Below are 20,409 nucleotides of genomic sequence, written 5' to 3' on the forward strand. Positions count from 1 at the left end.
CCATGGACGATTAGCCAAAAGCGAGCCGCAGTCGATAGACAAGCCACAGACGCCCCACATTCCACAGACGCCCCACATTCCACAGACGACAACGCCGCCCCGAAGGGCGGCGTTGTCATCGATGCCGGATGGCACAGCCATCAGTCCTGATATCCGTCAGGCGTCATCAGTCGCGATAGACGCGCACACCGAGGGCCTTGAGGTAGGACGTCTCGGGAATGGACGGGTGCACAGGGTGGTCACTGGCCTGATGGCCCTGGAAGATGACCTGACCGTGGCGGTCCTGGTGACGCACGGCGCCACGCACCACATCCATCAGGCGCTCCGGCGCCAGATGCATGGAGCAGGAGCCGGACATCAGCAGACCGTCACGGCCCAGCAGGCGCATGGCTTCACGGTTGAGGCGTGCATAGGCGCGCTCGCCGTTGGTGATGTCCTTGCGCTTGCGGATGAAGGCGGGCGGATCCGCGATGATGACGTCGAACTGCTCGCCTTCCGCACGCAGGGCCGAGAGGGCCTCGAAGACGTCCGACTCCGCGATGGAGACGCGATCCTCGACACCGTTGAGCACGGCGTTGTCCGACACACGCTCGAGCGCCGCGCCGGAAGCATCGACACACAGCACTTCGCTGGCGCCATGCGCCGCCGCCTGCACGCCCCAACCGCCGACGTAGCTGAACAGGTCCAGCACGCGCTTGCCTTCGACCTGACGGTTCAACCAGTCACGGTTGGCGCGGTGGTCGTAGAACCAGCCGGTCTTCTGGCCGTCGAGCACCGGTGCCGTGAACTGGACGCCGTTCTCCTCCAGCAGCACGCTTTCCGGCAGCTCGCCATAGACGACTTCGACGTTGCGCTCGAGCTGTTCCTGACGGCGACCGCTGGAATCGTTCTTGAACACGATGGCTGTCGGCTTGACGACCTTGAGCAGCGCATCGACGATCACTTCCGCCAGACGCTCCATGCCGAAGGTGTTGAGCTGGCAGACCAGCACATCGCCGAAGCGATCGACGATCAGGCCCGGCAGCAGGTCGCCTTCGCCGTGGACCAGGCGATAGAACGGCTTGTCATAGAGGCTCTCGCGCAGCGACAGCGCCTGGTTGAAGCGGTGCACCAGCAGCGAGCGATCCAGGCGCTGCTCCGGGTTGCGCGACACGATGCGCGCGCAGATCAGCGAGTTCGGGTTGACGTAGGCAACACCCATCGCACGCCCATTGCTGGCCTCGATGATGGCCTGGGCGCCCGGTTCGAAGTTCTTGAGCGGTGTCGCGACGGTATCGACTTCATTGGAGTACAGCCACAAATGGCCGGCCTTGAGGCGGCGATCAGCATTCTTCTTCAGGCGCAGACGTTCAGTCACGGGAAATATCCAGAAAGCAGAGGAAGGGACAGGACGACGACAGGACGCGCCCGAACGGGCCTATTCTAGTCGTCATGGCGGCCCCGGTCACGGAGCCCCCCGGTCTAGCAGTGGTCTGATGCGGCTCGCCGCTAGTGCTGACAACAAGGGCAGAAGCAGCTGGCGCGCTGGCCCAGTACCAGACTCATGATCTCGTGGCCGCATTCGCGGCATGGCTCGCCACCCCGTCCGTAGACGTTGAGGCTTTGCGCGAAGTAGCCCGGCTTGCCATCTCCGCCGACGAAGTCACGCAGCGTGGTGCCGCCCTGGTCGATCGCCGCTGCCAGCACGCTGCTGGCAGCGTTGGCGAGGCGCTCGCACTCCTCGCGCGTCACTTCACCGGCAGGACGGCGCGGGTCGACACCGGCCATGAACAGCGCTTCGCTGGCGTAGATGTTGCCCACGCCCACCACATTGGCGTTGTCCATCAGAAACGGCTTGATCGCCACACGGCGCTTGCGGGAGCGCGCAAAGAGGTGCTCGCCATTGAAGGCATCGGACAACGGCTCCGGCCCGAGTCGTACCAGTCGCTTATCGGCATGCGGGTCACCGCGCACGAAGTCGACGAAGCCGAAGCGACGTGGGTCGTGATAGCGCAGCACATGGCCATTGCCGAGCACGACATCGACATGATCATGCGTACGTGGCGGCGTGCCGATAGGCACCAGCCTGAGACTGCCGGACATGCCCAGGTGCCAGAGCAGATGGCCATCGGCGATCGGCAACAGCAGGTACTTGGCGCGACGCGCAAGCGTGCCGAAACGCTGACCCACCAGCCACTCGGCGAGCTCGCCGGGCACGGGGGTACGCAGACGCGGCTGACGCACGATCACCTCGGTGACCTCCTGGCCCTCGACCAGCGGCGCGATACCGCGACGGGTCGTCTCGACTTCCGGTAATTCGGGCATGTTCTCTCCTCAACTGACCGCCAGACGCACAACAGGGTGACGACAGAAGCCGCCACCCTGTTGCAGGATGCCCAGAACAGCGACATCCAGATACTCGAAAACCCGGTCAGGACCGGGTTTTCGAGGGTTCCGACAGCACGCTGGCGGGAGACAAGATCACTTGATCTTGGCTTCCTTGTACATCACGTGCTTGCGAACGACCGGATCGTACTTCTTGAATTCAAGCTTGTCCGGAGTGTTACGCTTGTTCTTGTCGGTGGTGTAGAAGTGGCCAGTACCGGCACTTGACACCAGCTTGATCTTGTCACGCATTTTCAGTTTCCTTCCACAGTCGCATTCACCGAGCGATTGAGAGCGTTGCCCTCGGCTCGGTTGCCATTGCTACAGGGGCTGTCTTCTAGTGTTTAGAAGCGCTCGCCACGTGCAGTGAGGTCCTTGAGGACTTCGTCGATACCCTTCTTGTCGATGATGCGCATGCCCTTGGTAGAGACGCGCAGCTTGACGAAGCGCTGCTGGGATTCAACCCAGAAACGATGGGTGTGCAGGTTCGGCAGGAACCGGCGACGAGTCTTGCGCTGGGAGTGAGAAACATTGTTACCAGTCACCGGGCGCTTGCCGGTAACCTGACATACTTTGGACATTGGAGCCTCCAACCGCTGCGTTGGCTAAGTTGTTCAAAACCTGTCGGGCAAACCGGAAGTGGCAGGCGCCGCCTCATGCCCTGATTTCAAAGTGTTTACGTCCGTTCCGGAAGACAAGCTTTCGGGTGCTGGAACGTGCAGGCGCAGCATTTTACCCGAAGAGGAACGTGAAAGCACGTCCTATACGGATTTTTTTCGCCAGCACGCCCATGCCCGAGGTGTCGCATCGGTACAGACGCTTCTCAGCCAAACGCTTCACTCAGCCAATGTCGGCCAGAGTGGTCGCGAATTCTGTGGTGGGTGATACGGGAGGCGCAACATTACCACAACCAGTGCCCTGGTTTGCAATCCCTGCGCATTTCTCACGCCAGTGGCGACCGCATCTGGCGGGGGCTGTGCCGTCATCGGGCACTCAGCGACTCAGCTTCGTGGACGCCTCAGCTACAGCCAGCCGCGCTCGGCAAACGAGACCACCTCGCCGTCCCCGACCACGAAGTGATCCAGCACACGAATATCGAAAAGTCCCAGCGCCTCTTCCAGTCGCTGCGTGATGCGCCGGTCAGCCTCGCTGGGCTCCGCGACGCCAGAGGGATGGTTGTGAGCGAGAATCAGGGCGCCGGCATTGAGCGCCAGCGCCCGCTTGACCACTTCGCGAGGATAGACGGCGGCGGCATCCAGCGTGCCGGTGAAGAGTGTCTCGAAGCGGATGACGCGATGCTGGCTGTCGAGAAACAGCGCGGCAAATACCTCATGCGGCAGGTCGCGCAGATGCGAGGAAAGATAGCGCCGCACCAGCAGGGGCGATGTCAGGGCGGCCCCGCGCATCAACAGGCTCTCCAGATGGCGACGCGACAGCTCAAGCGAAGCCTGCAGCTGCACATACTTGGCGTCACCCAGTCCGCGCGCTGCGCAGAAGTCCTGCTGGGTTGCCTCCAGCAACGGCCTGAGACCGCCGAAGGTGTTCAGCAGGTCGCGCGCCAGATCCACCGCCGAACGCCCTTTTATACCCACGCGCAGAAAGATGGCCAGCAGCTCGGCATCTGACAAGGCCCCTGCCCCTGACGACAACAGTTTCTCACGCGGACGCTCTCCGACCGGCCACTCTCGAATCCCCATGCACTCTTCTCCCATCCCCTGCCGCCCGAATGGCTGACAGTCCAAAGCATGAGAAGCGTGGTCACATGCGGTCTCTTTCGCCATCGCGAGCATCAACGCTTGCCGCCCTGAGGGCCTGCGTCTGGTCCCTGCATGCCATCAGATGACAGCCCCGCCCCATGAAGCGAGCGCTCGCATGGACCAAAGCGACACTCGGCGTCGCGGGCCAGCGGCGCTACGCAAGGTTGCATCACGGTGATATGGTAGAGGGCAAACGCGCGAGCGTAGCAATCGACGCATCAGGGACGCAGGACACACCATGCATTCACTCGCCGGAAGGCGCATTCTGCTGGGCATCAGTGGCGGCATCGCGGCCTACAAGGCCGCTCTGATCACCCGCCTGTTGAAAAAGGCGGGCTGTGAGGTGCGCATCGCCATGACCGAAGGAGCTCAAGCCTTCATTACACCGCTGACCTTGCAGGCGTTGTCGGGCAATTCGGTGCATACCTCCCTGCTGGACCCCGAGGCCGAGGCCGGCATGGGGCATATCGAGCTGGCCCGCTGGGCGGAGGTCATCCTGATCGCGCCCGCCACCGCCGACCTGATGGCCCGCCTGGTGCATGGCCATGCCGATGATCTGCTCACTACCCTGTGCCTGGCCAACAGCGCGCGCTGGGTAATGGCCCCGGCGATGAATCAGGCCATGTGGGCGCACCCCGCCACCCAGCGCAATGCCCGCCAGCTCAGTGCCGATGGCTGGGCGCTGCTCGGCCCGGCCAGCGGCGAACAGGCCTGTGGCGACGTGGGAGCGGGCCGCATGCTGGAGCCGGAAGAGATCGTCGCGGCGCTGGGCGATCTCATGCGCCAGAGCGACCCCAGCGGCCAGAGCAATGAGATGTCATTGCCGGCCGCAGGCCTGACGGTGACCATCACCGCCGGCCCGACCCGCGAGCCACTGGACCCGGTGCGCTACCTGAGCAACCACAGCTCCGGCAAGATGGGCTATGCGCTGGCCGCAGAGGCCGCGGCGCTGGGCGCCAGCGTGCGCCTGATCAGTGGCCCGGTGGCACTGACGACCCCGACTGGCGTCGAGCGCATCGATGTCGAATCCGCGCTGGACATGCAGGCCGCCGCCGAGGCGGCCGCCGGCGAGAGCGACCTCTTCATCGGCTGCGCGGCAGTCGCCGACTTCCGCCCGGCCACGGTCGCCGACCACAAGCTCAAGAAGCAGTCAGGCGAAGAGCAGATGCAGGTCACGTTGATCCGCAATCCGGATATCATCGCCGGCATCGCCGCCCAGACGCAGGCACGCCGCGCCGCCGGCCAGCGGGCGCCACTGGTGATCGGCTTCGCCGCCGAGACCCGCGATGTGATGCGCTATGCACGCGACAAGCTCGCGCGTAAACAGCTCGACATGATCGTCGCCAATGATGTGAGCACGCCTGGCCTTGGCTTCGGCAGCGACAGCAATGCCGCCACCCTGCTGTGGCAACCGCTCGATCAGAACACGCAACACGAACAGGCCATCGCGGCCTGTCCCAAGACGGAACTGGCGCGCGCGATTCTGAAGCGCGCCCTGGCACTCCATCAGCACAGGGTCAGCCTCGACCCTGCCATCCAGACCGTTACACCGACTGTCACCGACGATCAGGAAGCACCTTAGATGACCCGCCCCCGGCTCGAACTCAAGATTCTCGACGAGCGCGTTCGCGATTACCCGCTGCCGCATCACGCCACTCCCGGCAGCGCCGGCATGGACCTGCGCGCACTGCTCGACGCGCCGCTGACCCTGGCGCCGGGCGCCTGTGAGCTGGTGCGCACAGGGCTGGCGATCCATATCGCCGACCCCGCGCTGGCCGGCATGATCCTGCCGCGCTCCGGTCTGGGGCACAAACACGGCATCGTGCTGGGCAATCTGGTCGGACTGATCGATTCCGACTATCAGGGCGAACTGATGATCTCGGTCTGGAACCGCGGCGAGAGCGAGTTCGTGCTGGAACCCGGCGAGCGTCTGGCACAGTACGTGCTAGTGCCAGTGGTACAGGCGGAGCTGGTGGAAGTCTCTGAATTCGAGGCCAGCCAGCGCGGCGAAGGCGGCTTCGGCCACTCCGGTCGCCACTGATTGCCCCGTCATGCCACAGGGCAGCCGAGCGGCAGGCTCGCACCGGCTGCCGGGCTTCCGGTCACAAGGAAGCCCGGCAGATTTCCACACTGATCGTCATGCAGCGATAGCGTTCGAGACGCATGACGCCTCAAGCGACTTCACGATTGATTCAACCGACAGGGATGCACCATGAGTCAGGTACCCGCTTCAATTTTCCGCGCCTACGATATCCGTGGCATCGTGGATGAGACCCTCACCGAAGACGGCGTGCGCGCCATCGGCCAATCCATCGGCAGCGAAGCCGCGGCACGCGGTGAATCTACCGTCGTGGTCGCGCGCGACGGCCGTCTCTCCGGCCCGCGCCTGTCCAAGGCGCTGATCGCGGGTCTGCGCGATGCCGGCCGTGATGTCGTCGACATCGGCATGGTGCCGACACCGGTGCTCTACTACGCCACCAATATCCTGGAAGGCACACGCTCCGGCGTGATGCTGACCGGCAGCCACAACCCGGCCAACTACAACGGTCTGAAGATCGTGCTGGCCGGCGAGACCCTGTCCGGCGACACCATCACCGACCTCTATCGTCGCCTGCAGGAAGGCGATCTGGCGCAAGGCGAAGGCAGCCTGCGTGAAGAGGACGTGCGTGAGCGCTATCTGGAGCAGATCACCGGTGATGTGGTCGTCAAGCGTCCGCTCAAGGCCGTGGTCGATTGCGGCAACGGCGTGGCCGGCGAGCTGGGCCCGGAGCTGATCCGCCGCCTGGGCGTCGAAACCGTGCCGCTGTTCGAAGAGATCGACGGCAACTTCCCCAATCACCACCCGGACCCGAGCAAGCCGGAAAACCTGCAGGACCTGATCAAGACCATGCAAGAAACCGGCGCGGACATCGGCCTGGCTTTCGATGGTGACGGCGACCGTCTCGGTGTCGTGACGCCCAAGGGTGAGATCCTCTACCCGGACCGCCTGATGATGGCGCTCTCGGAAGACCTGATCGAACGCGTACCGGGCGCGCGCATCATCTTCGACGTCAAGTGCACCGGCAATCTGGCGACCGTGATCGAGAAGGCCGGCGGCACACCGGAAATGTGGCGCACCGGCCACTCCTTGATCAAGGCACGCATGAAGGAAACCGGCGCGGCACTGGCCGGCGAGATGAGCGGCCACATCTTCTTCAAGGAGCGCTGGTTCGGCTTCGATGACGGCATCTACGGTGCCGCGCGCCTGCTGGAAATCCTCGCCAAGCAGGATGTCGATGCCGACACCTTCTTCGCCCGCTTCCCGCAGGACCTCGGCACCCCCGAGATCAATGTGGAAGTGACCGACGAGAACAAGTTCGCTATCGTCGAGCGACTGGCCAGTGAAGGCGACTTCGGCAGCGATGGTGTCAAGACAACGCTGGACGGCATTCGTGTCGACTACGCCGATGGCTGGGGCCTGTGCCGCGCCTCCAACACCACCCCGATGCTGGTGCTGCGCTTCGAAGGCAAGTCGGAAGCCGCACTGGAGCGCATCAAGGACAGCTTCCGCGCTGCGCTCAAGCAGGCCGAGCCGAGCCTCCAGGCACCGTTCTGATCCCGCATTGGCTCGCCATCGACAGGATGGCATGAGTCGCAACGGGGCGGCGGTCTACCGCTTGATCGCCGCCCTTGTCTTGCCAGGCACTGCAGCCGCTCATCCGGGCGCATCAGGTGCCTGAAGCAACCGATTTGCATGACAGCGCGCACCGCGCGTGCTGAAAGACCGTTTCGAGTGACAGTGTCCGGACTCTCTTTCCGGACCATTTTCTGTGGAGTGATACGCTGATGAGCCACGCCAACCGCGACCCGCATCAGGTGGTCGAGGTCCTGTCCGAAGCCCTGCCCTATATCCAGCAGTTCTCGGGCAAGACCGTGGTGGTCAAGTACGGCGGCAACGCCATGACCGAAGAAGCCTTGATCGACTCCTTCGCTCGCGACATGGTGTTGATGAAGGAAGTCGGCATCAATCCGGTGGTCGTGCATGGCGGCGGCCCGCAGATCGGCGCGCTGCTCGAGAAGCTGAACATCGAATCGCGCTTCGTCGATGGCATGCGCGTCACGGATTCCGAGACCATGGACGTGGTCGAGATGGTGCTGGGCGGCCTGGTCAACAAGGGCATCGTCAACCTGATCAACCAGAGTGGCGGCAAGGCCATTGGCCTGACCGGGAAGGACAGCGGTCAGATTCGCGCCCGCCAGCTCAAGGTCAGCGGCCAGACACCGGGCATGAATGCCTCTGAAATCATCGACATTGGTCATGTCGGTGAAGTCGAACATGTCTCCACGGACCTGATCGAACTGCTGACACGCAACGATTTCATTCCCGTCATCGCGCCCATCGGGGTCGATGCCGAGGGCCGCAGCTACAATATCAATGCCGACCTGGTCGCCGGCAAGGTCGCCGAGGCACTGGGCGCGGAGAAATTGATGCTGCTGACCAACGTGGCTGGCCTGATGAACGCACAAGGCGAAGTCATGACCGGCCTGACCACCGAGGCGGTGGATGGCCTGATCGAGGATGGCACCATCTACGGTGGCATGCTGCCCAAGATCAGCTGTGCACTGGACGCCGTGAAGCAAGGCGTGCGCAGTGCCCACATCATCGATGGCCGCGTGCCACATGCGACCCTGCTGGAAATCTTCACCAATGCCGGGGTCGGCACGTTGATCAGCAACGCGGAAGCGGACACTGACAAGGCGTAAGGTGACAAGCCGGGGCTCGGCCCCGGTATTTCGCGCGAGGCAAGCGACACGCCTCAGGACACGGACCCGCCCGTAGCACACTGCTGCAGGCCGCGATAAACGACAAGATTCCATGACGCAGGCGAATCCAAAACAATCACGTCGCGAACAGATCCTCCAGGCACTCGCCCTGATGCTGGAAGAGGACAGCGGCAAACGCATCACGACTGCAGCACTGGCACGACAGGTCGGTGTCTCGGAGGCGGCGCTCTATCGTCACTTCCCCAGCAAGGCGCGCATGTTCGAAGGACTGATCGAATTCATCGAGAGCACGCTGTTCGAGCGTATCGCGCTGATCATTCAGGACAACGACACCGCGCATGCCAGGGTGCACCACATCCTGAGCCTGCTGCTGGGCTTTGCCGAGAAGAATCCGGGCCTGTGTCGTCTCCTCAACGGTGATGCCCTCACCGGCGAGACGGCACGCCTGCGCACGCGCATGGCGCAGCTGTTCGAGCGCCTCGAGACGCAGATCAAGCAGGTACTGCGCGAAGCCGAACCTCGCGAAGGACTGCGACCGGCCATCACCGTCACGGCAGCGGCCAACCTGCTGATGGCATGTGCGGAAGGCCGCATCGGCCAGTACGTGCGCAGCGACTATCGCAAGCGCCCGACCGAGCACTGGGAAGACCAGTGGCAGCTGCTGAGCCGCGACCTGCTGCTGAGCAGTCAGGAGCGCATTGCCGTCTGAGAGGCCTTGCCTGGCGCGTATGAGCCGCACCAGAACGAATGCCCCGCCTGCAGTCATTGCAGGCGGGGCATTTTTCCAGGTCAGGCCATCTCATGTCACGACCTGGAGAGGCCGGATTGCACGGACGGCCCCTCAGGCGTTGACGCTGAAGCGCTCCAGTATGGCCTCGGCGGACATCGGCCGCGCCAGCAAGTAGCCCTGGTAGGTATCACAGCCCAGACGCTTGAGCTCCTCGAACTGCACATCCGTCTCGACTCCCTCGGCGACGATCTCATGACCCAGCGAGTGCCCCAGGCTGATCACGGCACCGACCAGCTGGATGGCCTGCTGATTGGGGCAGCGGATACCGCCATCAGAGCCGGCGACCGCATCCATCTTCATCACGAAGCTGCGGTCGACCTTGAGCACATCCAGCGGCAGGGATGACAGATAGGACAGCGACGAATAGCCCTGCCCGAAGTCATCCAATGCCACACGTACCCCCAGCTCACGCAGCGCGCCGAGCACGGCAAGCCCCCCTTCCATGTCCTGGATCAGCAGCGTCTCGGTCACCTCGACTTCCAGCCGGGTCGGTGACAGCTTCTGGCTTTCCAGCACGCCGAAGACTTCATTCTCGTAGCCCGAGGTCAGCTGGCGCGCCGACAGATTGACCGCCATGCGCGGCATGTGAAGGCCGGCTTCCTGCCAGCGCACCATCTGGGCACAGGCCTCCTCGAGCACGAAACGCCCGAGGCGGAAGATCAGGCCGGTCTCCTCGGCCAGCGGAATGAACTGGGCTGGCGAGATCATGCCCAGCTCCGGGTGCTGCCAGCGCAGCAGCGCCTCGACACCCTGCAGCTCACCATGACTATCCAGCTGCGGCTGGTAATGCAGATAGAGCTGCTCGCTGCCGATGGCTTGACGCAGATCCTGCTCCAGCGTCATGCGCGAGGCGACATGCTTGTCCAGCGAGGACTCCCAGCGCAGCGCATGATCGCCGCGCGACTTGGCGTGATAGAGCGCCACATCGGCATTCAGCATCAGCGCCTGGGCATCGCCATTGGTCTCGGACAGCACATACCCTGCCGTCAGACTGATGATCAACGGGCGACCCAGAATCGTGAAGGGACGCTCGACCTTCTGCTGGATCTTGTCCACCACCTGCGCCGGATCACCATTGCCATGCGGCAGATAGAGGCCGAACTCATCGGCCCCCAGACGCGCCACCAGTCCGCCCGGCGGCAGCAGACGACGCAGACGCTCGCCGACCGCGACCAGCAGCTGGTCACCGGCTTCATGGCCCAGGCCATCGTTGACGGTCGAGAAACGGTCGATATCGGCGTAGATCATCAAGCCACCCGCCGCGACGCGCTCGTCGGCCGCCGCCATGAAGGCCTTGCGGTTATAGAGCCCCGTCAGGGCGTCATGGCGCGCCAGGAAATCGAGCTGACGCTCGGACTCCTTGTGCGCGCTGATGTCGAGCAGCAGGCCTTCCCAGTAGCGCACGCCATCCTCGCCCTCGATCATCACGCTGCGGTCAAGCACCCAACGCTCATGGTCGGCGATGATGCGGAAGACCTGCTCATGGCGCATCTGCGCGCACATCGCCCAGTGGCGGGCGGCGCTGACGGCTTGACGGTCTTCCTGATGGATCAGCTCGGTCAGGGTGATGCCGGCCCCGACAAGCGATTCGGCCGAGCGGCCGAACAGCTCGGCCGAGCCGTTGCTGATGAAGGTCAGCACTCCGGTGTTGACCTCGATGCGATACACCACGCCCGGCAGGTTATCCATCAGCGTCACCAGGGTGCGAGAACGCGCCGTCATCGACTCGAGCGCCCCCTCCAGCTCATCATGACGCTCAGCGCGCTTGCGCTCTGCACGCGCCACCACGACCACCAGCACGACCAGGAAGATGCCGCCGAGCAGCATGCCGAACCAGATACGATGCCACCACAGCCACCACAGGCTGGAGATCGGCTGACTCACGACGCTGAACAGCTTGAGCGGTGCGATATAGCTACCCGCCGCCATGCGCGGCTGGCCGTCGAAGCCCGGCACATGGTAGCGACGCACACCACGCTCGGAGATGTACTTGCCCATGTTGGCCATCGAGGACAGCGGCAGCTTGCCGGTCACGCCCAGCGCATGCTCCTGGGGGCTCGAGAACAACAGCAGGCCGTTGGTGGAAAACAGACGCAGGCGCTGTCCATCATCGGAATTCGGGTTGGCCAGCAGGCTACGTGACTCGGAGAAATCCAGGCAGCCGATCAGCAGCCAGGACATGCCTTCGATATCCATATGCCGATAGAACGGCAAGCCTGGCTGACCGGATGCCAGCGGCAGTGCGGAGCCGAACAGCAGGCTGCTGCGTCCGGGCAGCGCCTGGGCTTCCGGCTGGGTCAGCTGCCAGCTGCAACTGCGCCCCACGCCGATCTGACGCAGGCTGCTGCCGCGGTAATCGGCAAACGGCACCACCATCAGCGAGACCAGAGAAGGATGACGACCCAGCGCGCTATCCAGCGAGCCACGCCACAGCTCCTTGCCTTCACTGCCCAACACGCGCTCCAGCACCATCATCTCGCGTGAGACATTGGCGATCAGCTGCTCGGTGGAGATATGCAGCTGGGTATCCAGCAGCTCCAGGCGACGCATTTCCTGTTCACGCACATCAAACCATTGGCTGGCCAGAAACAGGCCACCCAACACCACCATCAAGGCCGCATTGAGCCCAAAGATTCGCCACAGCGAATGTGTGCCATTGACGTGCGAGGAAATCGGGTCCACGGGGCCACCAGTAGAAATGTTTCATGTCTTAGTGTGACAGAATGAAACATTGTGTTGCACTGTTCAACCAATAACGACGGATTCCTCGGGATCCACTCTCCCTCAACGAAAATGCCCCACCGGGAAACCCGGCGGGGCATTTTTCACGTGACAGCGAGCCGGAAGGTCATGGGCTCATGCCATGGGGCCATCAGACTCAGGCAGCGAAGCCTTCGCTCATGTCACCCATTGATTCACGCAGCTTCTTCATCGCGTTCTTCTCGAGCTGACGGATACGCTCGGCAGAGACGCCATAGATGTCAGCAAGCTCGTGCAGAGTCGACTTGTTGTCACTCAGCCAACGCTGCTGGAGGATGTCGCGCGAGCGCTCATCCAGTGCCGCCAGTGCCTTGAGCAGACGATCGTGGGAGTCGTCTTCCAGGTCCTGCTGTTCCACCTGGGCAGCCGGATCGAGGCTGTGATCTTCCAGATAGTTGGCCGGCGCCTGATAGGCCGAGCTTTCGTCATCGCTGGGGCCGGCATCGAAGCCAGCATCGTGGGCGGAGAGACGGCTTTCCATCTCACGCACCACGGAAGGTTTGACGTCCAGATCGCCTGCGATGGCATCCACTTCATCGTTGTTCAACCAGGCGAGGCGCTTCTTTGCGCCACGCAGGTTGAAGAACAGCTTGCGCTGAGCCTTGGTGGTCGCGACCTTCACGATGCGCCAGTTACGCAGCACGAACTCGTGGATCTCGGCCTTGATCCAATGCACGGCAAAGGAGACGAGGCGCACGCCCTGATGCGGATCGAAACGCTTGACCGCCTTCATCAGACCGACGTTACCTTCCTGGATCAGGTCCGCCTGCTGCAAGCCATAGCCGCTGTAGCTGCGCGCGATGTGCACGACGAAGCGCAGGTGCGACATGACGAGTCGACGGGCCGACTCCAGATGATTCTCTTCATGCAACCGCAGGGCCAGCTCATGCTCTTCTTCGGCAGTAAGCACAGCGATACGGTTCACCGACTGAATATAGCCGTTTAGATCTTGACCCGGTGACAGGTGGCCAAGTGGCTGAAGACTGGTGCTCATAGTGCAGATGTCTCCATGGTTGCCTAACACGCATGCAAGTAGTGAGACTGTGAAGGTTGGGACAGGTTCCCGTCAATAGCTGTACATGACGTGTACAATTGTCATGACGAGTAGCACTTCGTAACGCTGTCGGGTGTGTGGTGCGTTTAACCACCCACCAGACCCCTTCACTGACGCCCGACGTGAATGTTGTCAGAACGTAACTGTTGACCTTCCTGGGCAGAAATAATGGCTGAAAACCGCGAAAAATAATCGGAATCAGCGCGGAGAAATACTCGCCAGATGACGTCCGACCGCGATCCAGGCCCCTATCCAGCCCAGTATTGTACTCGAAAACAGCAGCGTGGCACCCCCTGCAATGCCCAGCGCGGGCAACACATAGTTGCCGCCATAACTTTGTACAAGAGCCGTCACGGGTGCCGCCAGCCAGTTGCCGCCAAGCGCCAGGATCCCGCAGGCCAGCAGCCCCCCCCCCAGACCGTACCAGGCACCGCTGTAGAGGAAGGGACGCCGCACGAAGGCGTGGGTCGCCCCGATCAGCGTCACGACCTCGATCTCCTGGCGGCGACTCTCCACGGACAGGCGGATGGTATTGCCCACCACCAGCAACACGCCCAGCCCGAAGAGTAGCGCGAGACCCAGCGTCACTTTCTGACCCAGCTCACCCAATTGACGCAGACGCTCGAGCCATGCCAGGTCCAGGCGTGCGCTGGCGACACCCGGCTCGCTCTCGAGACGCGTGGCCAGGGCACGGACAGACTCCGGCGTGGTGTCCAGTGGCGTGATGACGATGCTGGCCGGCAAGGGGTTGTCATCCAGCAGGCTCAGTGAGCGCTTGAGGTCCAGCGCCTGGGCGAATTCCTGCATGCCCTCGGCGGCGGTGATCAGACGCACTCCTCCGACACCGGCGGCGTCGCGCAGCGAGTCCGACAGCGTCAGCGCCTGGCTCTCATCGACCGAGGTTTCGAGATAGAGGGTGAGCTGAGCGCTGTCATTGAGTTCATTATCGAGCAGACGCGCGCTGTCCAGTGCCAGCCACAGCGCCGCCGGCAACGTCAGCGCGATGGCGATGGCCAGCATGGTCAGCAGGCTGGCGATGGGCGCGGCCAGCAGGCGGCGTGCGCTGTCGCGCGCCATGGCAGCGTGATGACGCAGCCAGCTGCGATAGCGGCTCTCGACCGAGACACGACTGGAGCGCGCGCCCTTGCGCGCTGCACGCTCGGCGGCCTCCGGCGATTCAGGCGCCTGCGCGGCGGCCTTGCGGGCACGTGTCTCGGCGCGGGACTGGCCACGCTCGCGTGAAGAAGAGGGGGAATCGTTGCGGGAACGCGGGGGACTCATCGGGCATCCTTGTCGGCGATCAGACGACCATCGGACAGCTCCAGCGTGCGATGGTGCAGACGGGCGATCAGCGCCAGATCGTGACTGGCAATCATCACCGTGGTTCCGATGCGATTGAAGTCCTCGAACAGACGCATGATGTCGGCGGACAGCGCCGGGTCCAGATTGCCGGTCGGCTCATCGGCCAGCAGCAGCGCGGGCTTGTTGACCACGGCGCGTGCGATGCCGACCCGCTGCTGCTCACCACCGGACAGCTCGATCGGCAACGCCTTCTCACGATGCAGCAGACCGACCTTGTCGAGCGCCGCCCGCACCCGCCGTGCCTGTTCACGCGGCGGCACCCCCTGGATCATCAGCGGCAGGGCCACGTTGTGGAAGATGTTGCGGTCGGTCAGCAGCTGGTGGTCCTGGAAGACCACGCCGATCTGGCGGCGGTAATACGGCACCTGGGAGGTATGCAGCCGCCCGATATCATGCCCCGCCACCAGAATGCGCCCACGCGAGGGGCGCTCGAGGAGCATGATCAGCTTGAGCAACGAGCTCTTGCCGGCACCGGAATGGCCTGTCAGAAAGACCATCTCGCCACGCTCGACCCTGAAGTCGAGCCCGGCCAGTGCATCGAAGCGCCCTCCATAGCGCTTGCCGACATGCTCGAAGGCAATCATGCCTCGCGCGACTCGGCGTCGGCCTCTTCGCTTGCCTCATCGCCCGCGCGTGCGAACAGGGCACTGACGAAGTCATCGGCCGCGAAGGGACGCAGGTCATCGACACCTTCCCCGACACCGATATAGCGGATCGGCAGATTGAGCTGCTTGGCCAGCGCGAAGATGATGCCGCCCTTGGCGGTCCCATCCAGCTTGGTCAGCGTAAGGCCCGTGATGTTGACCGCTTCATGGAAGGTGGAGGCCTGTGACAGGGCGTTCTGCCCGGTACCGGCATCCAGTACCAGCATCACCTCGTGAGGCGCGGACACATCCAGCTTGGCCATCACGCGCTGCACCTTCTTGAGCTCTTCCATCAGGTGGCTCTTGTTGTGCAGGCGGCCCGCGGTATCGGCGATCAGGATATCGACGTTGCGCGCCTTGGCGGCTTCCAGAGCGTCATAGATGACCGAGGCACTGTCGGCGCCGGTATGCTGAGCGATGACCGGCACCTTGTTGCGCTCGCCCCACACCTTGAGCTGCTCGACCGCCGCGGCGCGGAAGGTATCGCCCGCCGCCAGCATCACGCTGCGGCCCTGGCTCTGATAGCGCTTGGCCAGCTTGCCGATGGTGGTGGTCTTGCCGACGCCGTTGACACCGATCATCAGGATCACAAAGGGGCCGCTGCCCTTGGCCGGCAGCTCCAGGTCCTTGGCGACCGGTGCCAGCATCACGCGCAGCTCTTCCTGCAGAGCTTCATAGAGCGCCTGCGGCTCCTTCAATTCCTTGCGCGAGATGCGCGCGGTCAGGTTGTCGATGATCTCGGTGGTCGCCTCGATGCCCACGTCTGCCATCAGCAGCTGGGTCTCGAGGTCTTCCATCAGCTCATCATCGATCTGCTTCTTGCCGAGGAACAGGCTGGCGACGCCTTCGGTCAGATTGGCGCGCGTCTTGCCAAGGCCGGCCTTGATGCGCGCGAAGAAGCCACGACGTGGCTTTTCGCGCCCGTCGCGGGCCGTTTCACGCGCCTCGTCGTCCTCGACCACGGCGTCTGCGCCAGCGGCGGCAGCCTCGGCGGCACGTGCCTCTTCTTCCTGGCGAGCCTGTTCCAGCGCGGCCTGCTCTTCGGCCTCGATGGCGGCCAGCTGCGCGGCGGCCTGACGCTCTTCTTCCTCGCGAGCCGCGATACGCGCCTCTTCGGCACGCGCTTCACTGGCGGCTTCTTCCGCACGGGCCTGAGCGGCCTGTTCGGCAGCGATACGCTCGGCCTCTGCCTGAGCGGCCTGCTCGGCAGCCAGACGCTGTGCCTCTTCCCGGGCGGCCTTTTCGGCGGCGACGCGTTCTGCAGCGGCCTGCTCCTGGGCGATGCGCTCGGCTTCGTCTCGGGCTGCCTGTTCCTGAGCGGCCTGCTCCTGCGCTGCGCGTTCCTGCGCGATGCGCTCGGCTTCAGCTTCGGCTCTCTGCTCTTCGAGCCTCTGAGCCTCGGCCTGCTGATCTTCGACCTTCTGAGCCTCGTCCCGAGCGGCCTCTTCACCGGCAAGGCGCTCTGCCTCTACCTTCTCGGCCTCGAGACGCTTCGCCTCGAGCCGCGCTGCCTGCTCGGCATCGGCTTGCTCGTGAGGCGTGGCGTCTTGTGTCTGTTCAAGAGCCTGTTGCTCGAGGGCCTGCTGCTCGGAGGCTTTCTGCTCCTGAGCCTTGTGTTTCTTGCGCTTGAAAAAACCGAACATGGCGAGACAGTCCTGAACTCGTGAAAGTGGCGTCATCCTACCATCCCTTCGGGGCTGAAGGTACGCACCGCGCGGCATCCGGCGTCGCACATGCTAGACTCGCGGCATGAAAAAACGCGCATCCTCCCAAGGCCCCGCACGGGGCAGATCCAACGCGCCCTCGCGCGCTGACAAACAGAGCGGCAAGCGTGGCCAGGCCGCCGGTGGGCCAGGTCGCCTGCGCATCATCGGCGGGCGCTTCAAGCGCCGCCTGCTCAACGTGATCGACGCACCGGGCCTGCGCCCGACACCCGACCGCGTGCGTGAGACGCTCTACAACTGGCTGGGCTTTCATGTCGGCGGCGCCCGCGTGCTTGACCTCTACGCCGGCAGCGGCGCGCTGGGCCTCGAGGCGCTGTCGCGTGAGGCGACGCATGTCACCTTCGTGGAACGCGACAGCCGCGTCGCGCGTGCGCTCGAAGCCAATCTCGCGACCCTCGCCAACGGTGACAGTCTGCCAACACAGGTGGTGACCGGCGATGTCCTGCACTGGCTCAAGACGGCCACTCCCGCCGCGGGCGGCATGGATCTGGTGCTGCTCGATCCGCCCTTCCGGCTCGAGCTGGCCGCCGCGAGCTGCGCACTGCTCGAAGCGCATGGCTGGCTGAGCGATGACGCCATGATCTATCTGGAAGTGGAATCCGGCCTCGACCCCGTGGTGCCCGCCAACTGGCAGCTGCACCGGGAAAGCCGTGCCGGCGACAGTCATGGCCGCCTGTATCGGCGCCATCCGCCCGCCTGAGCCACCTTCCCACTTGTGTCGACTCAGGCGGCGTCGTAGTCTGCCTGCAGGCGGGTATCGCTGCGCCATCCGGCAAGGATTCCCGACATGGCCGATATTCATCGCACCAGCATTTACCGTATATCTTTACCGCCCTCAACGAACCCCCTCGGGCCACGACCGTGACTCGACAAGGAGATAGCATGAGCACCGAACTCTTTACCCAACTTGAGCAGAAAGTCGGCCAGGCCATCGACAGCATCGAGATGCTGAAGATGGAAGTCGAAGAGCTGAAGGAAGAGAACCAGCGCCTGACCGAAGCCAAGACAGGTCAGGGCGAAGAGCTGGAGCAGCTGCGCCAGACCAACGCTCAACTGCAGGAAGAGCGTGAGCAGTGGGCGAGCCGTCTGGAAGCGCTGGTCGCACGCTTCAGCGAGACCGAGAGCGAAACCCAGAGCGCCTGATGCTCCCGCGTGTCCTGAGCGCTGGGCCGCGTGAACATGCACTCTTGAACAGGAGCGCTTGAACAAGAGTGCATGAACAGGGCCTCATGAAAACGCCGCCGACAGGAGACTGTCAGCGGCGTTTTCGTATCGGTGCCAGCACCAGAGTTGTCGTCGGAACCCAGGGTTGCGCTGGATACGGCTCTCACATCAGCGGCAGCGACATGAGCCAGGCATCTTCACGCCCGCCATCCACCATCGGGTAGTAGCCCTTGCGCACTCCATCCCGGGTGAAACCGACTTTCGCGTAGAGAGCTGCGGCGGCGGCATTGCTGGCGCGTACCTCCAGCAGCAGACGCTCAAGCCCCGAGTCACGTTGCCAGTCACGCGCCTGCGCGATGGCGGCGGCCAAAAGGCGTGCACCAACGCCCTGCCCGCGCTGCGCGGCTTGCACGGTGATCGCCTCGATCTCGGCCTCGAAGGGCCCGCGCGCCAACACCACGAAGCCGATCAACTCTGCAGTCGGCGTCTCACCGTCCGACGGCTCACAGGCCTGCCACCAGGCGCCCAGCACACAGCGCGCGTCATCGTTGAGCACATCGATCAGCTGTGACTGGCTCAGGCCGTGTGCCTGGCTGGCCTCGATGGCCTCCAGCGCCGCCAGGGTCGCTTGATCATCGGCCAGCTCACGCAGCTCGAGGCACCGAGAAACTGGCCCGCTCATGAGGCGTCCGTCTGCGGCGATGCCGACTGCCACTCGCGTCCCCAGCGGATCAACAGCGGCCACAGTTTGCGCTTGGCCTCACTGGAGCGCGCCAGCGCCGACAACGCAGGCCCCTGCCAGACCGGCAGGTTCAGCAGGCTGGTAGTCGCCTCGCCGCGCTCGGAGGTAGAGATACCGAGCACCTCGTGCAGCGTCTGGCTTGCCTCATCATTGCCGAAGATCAACAGCCGCTCCGGCTGCCAACCACGACGCGCCGGGCCACTCAGGAAGGCTTGCAATCCTTCGCGGGCTTCCTCGAGTGGCGCACTGGCCTTGAGATGGGGCAGCAGCGGCCAGCGGAAGTGGCTGAAGGTGAGCCCTGATGCCGTCTCGATACCGGCAGCGCGCCACAACGCCTTGAGCAAGGCCTCCCCTTCCAGGTGCGGTGCCTCGTCGCCGGGCAGCATGATCAACCAGCGTCCTTCCAGCGCCGCCAGCTGAACGCTGAAGCGCAGTGGCGGCTTGTCTGCCGCTGGCGGTGTCACTGCCTCATCTACTGCCGGCGCCTCGGCCGAGACCTGCGTCGGCGGCGTGCCCCACGAGGCGGTGCTGCTGGTCTCGGCAGCGCCGGACGTCGGCGAGGCCGCAGCGGGGGCTTCGACCGCCGCCGGCGCCATGCCCAGCAAGGCGCGTGCACTCGAGGCCGGAGAAGGCCCTGGCGGGCGTGGCACAGCGCTGCCGGCCATGCCGCCAGCCTGAGCGGAGGAGCCATGGCTGGCATCCGCCGTCTGGTGGGCAGCAGGCGGACGCGGCGCCTCATCGATCAGCGCGTGCAGGCGCGCCTGGGGCGCGACCGCCTCCGCCGCTTGCGGTTCGGGCCAGTCACACGCCTGGGTGGGCAAGGCATTGGGCAGCTGATAGCGACCAACCCAGGCGGTCAGTCCCATCGCGTCCAGATATTGCAGGCGTTGCGGTTCAGGGGTCATGGTCAGTGCTTGCCGCCGCCCAGACAGTTGGGGGAGTCCGGAATCTCGCCGCCGCGTGCCGCCCACTCCTGCGCGGTGTACAGGTGCAGTGCCAGTGCATGTACCGGGCCATCCAGCTCTTCGCTGAGCAAGGCATACAGCTGCTGGTGACGCTTGACCCGCGACAGGCCGCTGAAGCGATCGCTGACCAGGGTCACCTTGAAGTGGGTCTCGGAGTTGGCCGGCACGCTATGCATATGGCTCTCGTTGACGACTTCGACCATCAACGGGTCAAGCGTCGCGAGCTTGGTGTCTATCTGGGTCTGGATGCTCATGCGCAATCTCCTTGAAAGGGTGAAGCCGCACGACGGGCATGCGGAAAATTGAGGGTGACGATGCG

20 protein-coding genes are annotated in these 20,409 nt (G+C 64.0%); 7 read left to right on the forward strand and 13 right to left on the reverse strand.

All coding sequences use genetic code 11. The features are described 5' to 3' along the window. Positions 1–166: 166 nt before the first annotated feature. The 5 genes from QQF40_RS09575 to radC all read right to left on the reverse strand — a co-directional run bounded on the left by QQF40_RS09575 (position 167) and on the right by radC (position 4,061). The gene (locus tag QQF40_RS09575) at positions 167–1,357 is read right to left on the reverse strand and encodes a class I SAM-dependent rRNA methyltransferase (RefSeq protein WP_175089690.1); all 1,191 of its coding nucleotides are present in this window, start codon (positions 1,355–1,357) and stop codon (positions 167–169) included. 131 nt (positions 1,358–1,488) lie between these two features. Then, on the reverse strand, positions 1,489–2,304 hold the full coding sequence (mutM, locus tag QQF40_RS09580; RefSeq protein WP_175089691.1) for a bifunctional DNA-formamidopyrimidine glycosylase/DNA-(apurinic or apyrimidinic site) lyase: 816 nt from the start codon (positions 2,302–2,304) through the stop codon (positions 1,489–1,491). Between the two features lie 156 nt (positions 2,305–2,460). Continuing rightward, positions 2,461–2,616: a 50S ribosomal protein L33 gene (gene rpmG, locus QQF40_RS09585; RefSeq protein WP_016417370.1), complete on the reverse strand. Its 156-nt coding sequence runs from the start codon at positions 2,614–2,616 to the stop codon at positions 2,461–2,463. Positions 2,617–2,708: 92 nt separating this feature from the next. Further along, entirely contained in the window at positions 2,709–2,945 is a 237-nt protein-coding gene (rpmB, locus tag QQF40_RS09590; RefSeq protein ID WP_043336270.1) for a 50S ribosomal protein L28, read from the reverse strand. A 441-nt stretch (positions 2,946–3,386) separates the two neighbouring features. Further along, on the reverse strand, positions 3,387–4,061 hold the full coding sequence (radC, locus tag QQF40_RS09595) for a RadC family protein (RefSeq protein ID WP_043336272.1): 675 nt from the start codon (positions 4,059–4,061) through the stop codon (positions 3,387–3,389). 298 nt (positions 4,062–4,359) lie between these two features. Here radC and coaBC point away from each other — a divergent pair, with 298 nt between their 5' ends. The 5 genes from coaBC (at position 4,360) to slmA (ending at position 9,594) form a co-directional block, all read left to right on the forward strand. Beyond that, positions 4,360–5,703, forward strand: a complete 1,344-nt coding sequence (gene coaBC, locus QQF40_RS09600; protein ID WP_175089692.1) for a bifunctional phosphopantothenoylcysteine decarboxylase/phosphopantothenate--cysteine ligase CoaBC — start codon at positions 4,360–4,362, stop codon at positions 5,701–5,703. Beyond that, positions 5,704–6,162, forward strand: a complete 459-nt coding sequence (dut, locus tag QQF40_RS09605; protein WP_043336274.1) for a dUTP diphosphatase — start codon at positions 5,704–5,706, stop codon at positions 6,160–6,162. Between the two features lie 171 nt (positions 6,163–6,333). Next, positions 6,334–7,716: a phosphomannomutase/phosphoglucomutase gene (locus QQF40_RS09610; RefSeq protein ID WP_285461168.1), complete on the forward strand. Its 1,383-nt coding sequence runs from the start codon at positions 6,334–6,336 to the stop codon at positions 7,714–7,716. 230 nt (positions 7,717–7,946) lie between these two features. Beyond that, a complete protein-coding gene (argB, locus tag QQF40_RS09615; RefSeq protein WP_043336279.1) occupies positions 7,947–8,864 on the forward strand; it encodes an acetylglutamate kinase in 918 nt (305 codons plus the stop codon). A 112-nt stretch (positions 8,865–8,976) separates the two neighbouring features. Beyond that, a complete protein-coding gene (slmA, locus tag QQF40_RS09620) occupies positions 8,977–9,594 on the forward strand; it encodes a nucleoid occlusion factor SlmA (RefSeq protein WP_175089694.1) in 618 nt (205 codons plus the stop codon). A 132-nt stretch (positions 9,595–9,726) separates the two neighbouring features. On the opposite strand, the gene QQF40_RS09625 is transcribed toward slmA, so the two are convergent. The 5 genes from QQF40_RS09625 to ftsY all read right to left on the reverse strand — a co-directional run bounded on the left by QQF40_RS09625 (position 9,727) and on the right by ftsY (position 16,847). After that, positions 9,727–12,357 carry a putative bifunctional diguanylate cyclase/phosphodiesterase gene (locus QQF40_RS09625; RefSeq protein ID WP_285461169.1) on the reverse strand — a complete coding sequence of 877 codons (2,631 nt, stop codon included), beginning with the start codon at positions 12,355–12,357 and terminating at the stop codon, positions 9,727–9,729. Between the two features lie 196 nt (positions 12,358–12,553). Beyond that, positions 12,554–13,429, reverse strand: coding sequence for an RNA polymerase sigma factor RpoH (gene rpoH / locus QQF40_RS09630; protein ID WP_175089696.1), 876 nt, complete (start codon positions 13,427–13,429; stop codon positions 12,554–12,556). Between the two features lie 258 nt (positions 13,430–13,687). Beyond that, on the reverse strand, positions 13,688–14,770 hold the full coding sequence (ftsX, locus tag QQF40_RS09635; protein ID WP_285461170.1) for a permease-like cell division protein FtsX: 1,083 nt from the start codon (positions 14,768–14,770) through the stop codon (positions 13,688–13,690). Further along, positions 14,767–15,435, reverse strand: a complete 669-nt coding sequence (ftsE, locus tag QQF40_RS09640; RefSeq protein ID WP_043336289.1) for a cell division ATP-binding protein FtsE — start codon at positions 15,433–15,435, stop codon at positions 14,767–14,769. The genes ftsX and ftsE overlap by 4 nt, the downstream gene beginning before the upstream one ends. Beyond that, complete coding sequence (gene ftsY, locus QQF40_RS09645; RefSeq protein ID WP_438940924.1) at positions 15,432–16,847, reverse strand: signal recognition particle-docking protein FtsY; 1,416 nt, start codon at positions 16,845–16,847, stop codon at positions 15,432–15,434. Before ftsY ends, ftsE begins: the two co-directional genes overlap by 4 nt. A gap of 397 nt (positions 16,848–17,244) precedes the next feature. Between ftsY and rsmD the strand changes: the two genes are divergently transcribed. Together rsmD and zapB are read left to right on the forward strand one after the other, a co-directional pair. After that, positions 17,245–17,919, forward strand: a complete 675-nt coding sequence (gene rsmD, locus QQF40_RS09650; RefSeq protein ID WP_285461171.1) for a 16S rRNA (guanine(966)-N(2))-methyltransferase RsmD — start codon at positions 17,245–17,247, stop codon at positions 17,917–17,919. Between the two features lie 182 nt (positions 17,920–18,101). Next, positions 18,102–18,362, forward strand: coding sequence for a cell division protein ZapB (gene zapB, locus QQF40_RS09655; protein ID WP_175089700.1), 261 nt, complete (start codon positions 18,102–18,104; stop codon positions 18,360–18,362). A gap of 184 nt (positions 18,363–18,546) precedes the next feature. Here the strand turns inward: zapB and QQF40_RS09660 are convergent, their stop codons facing one another. The 3 genes from QQF40_RS09660 to QQF40_RS09670 are packed head-to-tail and all read right to left on the reverse strand — an operon-like array spanning position 18,547 to position 20,344. After that, complete coding sequence (locus QQF40_RS09660) at positions 18,547–19,065, reverse strand: GNAT family N-acetyltransferase (protein ID WP_285461172.1); 519 nt, start codon at positions 19,063–19,065, stop codon at positions 18,547–18,549. Beyond that, entirely contained in the window at positions 19,062–20,030 is a 969-nt protein-coding gene (locus QQF40_RS09665; RefSeq protein ID WP_175089702.1) for a hypothetical protein, read from the reverse strand. The genes QQF40_RS09660 and QQF40_RS09665 overlap by 4 nt, the downstream gene beginning before the upstream one ends. A 2-nt stretch (positions 20,031–20,032) precedes the next feature. Continuing rightward, complete coding sequence (locus QQF40_RS09670) at positions 20,033–20,344, reverse strand: BolA family protein (RefSeq protein WP_043336297.1); 312 nt, start codon at positions 20,342–20,344, stop codon at positions 20,033–20,035. Positions 20,345–20,409 lie beyond the last annotated feature (65 nt).

The organism is Cobetia sp. LC6 (genome assembly GCF_030264805.1).
Classification (GTDB): domain Bacteria; phylum Pseudomonadota; class Gammaproteobacteria; order Pseudomonadales; family Halomonadaceae; genus Cobetia.

Coding starts and splice junctions, on each gene's coding strand:
- radC (WP_043336272.1), bottom strand. CDS start 4,061: ATGGGGATTCGAGAGTGGCCGGTCGGAGAGCGTCCGCGTGAGAAACTG.
- zapB (WP_175089700.1), top strand. CDS start 18,102: ATGAGCACCGAACTCTTTACCCAACTTGAGCAGAAAGTCGGCCAGGCC.
- QQF40_RS09665 (WP_175089702.1), bottom strand. CDS start 20,030: ATGACCCCTGAACCGCAACGCCTGCAATATCTGGACGCGATGGGACTG.
- mutM (WP_175089691.1), bottom strand. CDS start 2,304: ATGCCCGAATTACCGGAAGTCGAGACGACCCGTCGCGGTATCGCGCCG.
- argB (WP_043336279.1), top strand. CDS start 7,947: ATGAGCCACGCCAACCGCGACCCGCATCAGGTGGTCGAGGTCCTGTCC.
- dut (WP_043336274.1), top strand. CDS start 5,704: ATGACCCGCCCCCGGCTCGAACTCAAGATTCTCGACGAGCGCGTTCGC.
- QQF40_RS09670 (WP_043336297.1), bottom strand. CDS start 20,344: ATGAGCATCCAGACCCAGATAGACACCAAGCTCGCGACGCTTGACCCG.
- rpoH (WP_175089696.1), bottom strand. CDS start 13,429: ATGAGCACCAGTCTTCAGCCACTTGGCCACCTGTCACCGGGTCAAGAT.
- QQF40_RS09660 (WP_285461172.1), bottom strand. CDS start 19,065: ATGAGCGGGCCAGTTTCTCGGTGCCTCGAGCTGCGTGAGCTGGCCGAT.
- rpmG (WP_016417370.1), bottom strand. CDS start 2,616: ATGCGTGACAAGATCAAGCTGGTGTCAAGTGCCGGTACTGGCCACTTC.
- QQF40_RS09610 (WP_285461168.1), top strand. CDS start 6,334: ATGAGTCAGGTACCCGCTTCAATTTTCCGCGCCTACGATATCCGTGGC.
- coaBC (WP_175089692.1), top strand. CDS start 4,360: ATGCATTCACTCGCCGGAAGGCGCATTCTGCTGGGCATCAGTGGCGGC.
- ftsX (WP_285461170.1), bottom strand. CDS start 14,770: ATGAGTCCCCCGCGTTCCCGCAACGATTCCCCCTCTTCTTCACGCGAG.
- rpmB (WP_043336270.1), bottom strand. CDS start 2,945: ATGTCCAAAGTATGTCAGGTTACCGGCAAGCGCCCGGTGACTGGTAAC.
- ftsE (WP_043336289.1), bottom strand. CDS start 15,435: ATGATTGCCTTCGAGCATGTCGGCAAGCGCTATGGAGGGCGCTTCGAT.
- slmA (WP_175089694.1), top strand. CDS start 8,977: ATGACGCAGGCGAATCCAAAACAATCACGTCGCGAACAGATCCTCCAG.
- rsmD (WP_285461171.1), top strand. CDS start 17,245: ATGAAAAAACGCGCATCCTCCCAAGGCCCCGCACGGGGCAGATCCAAC.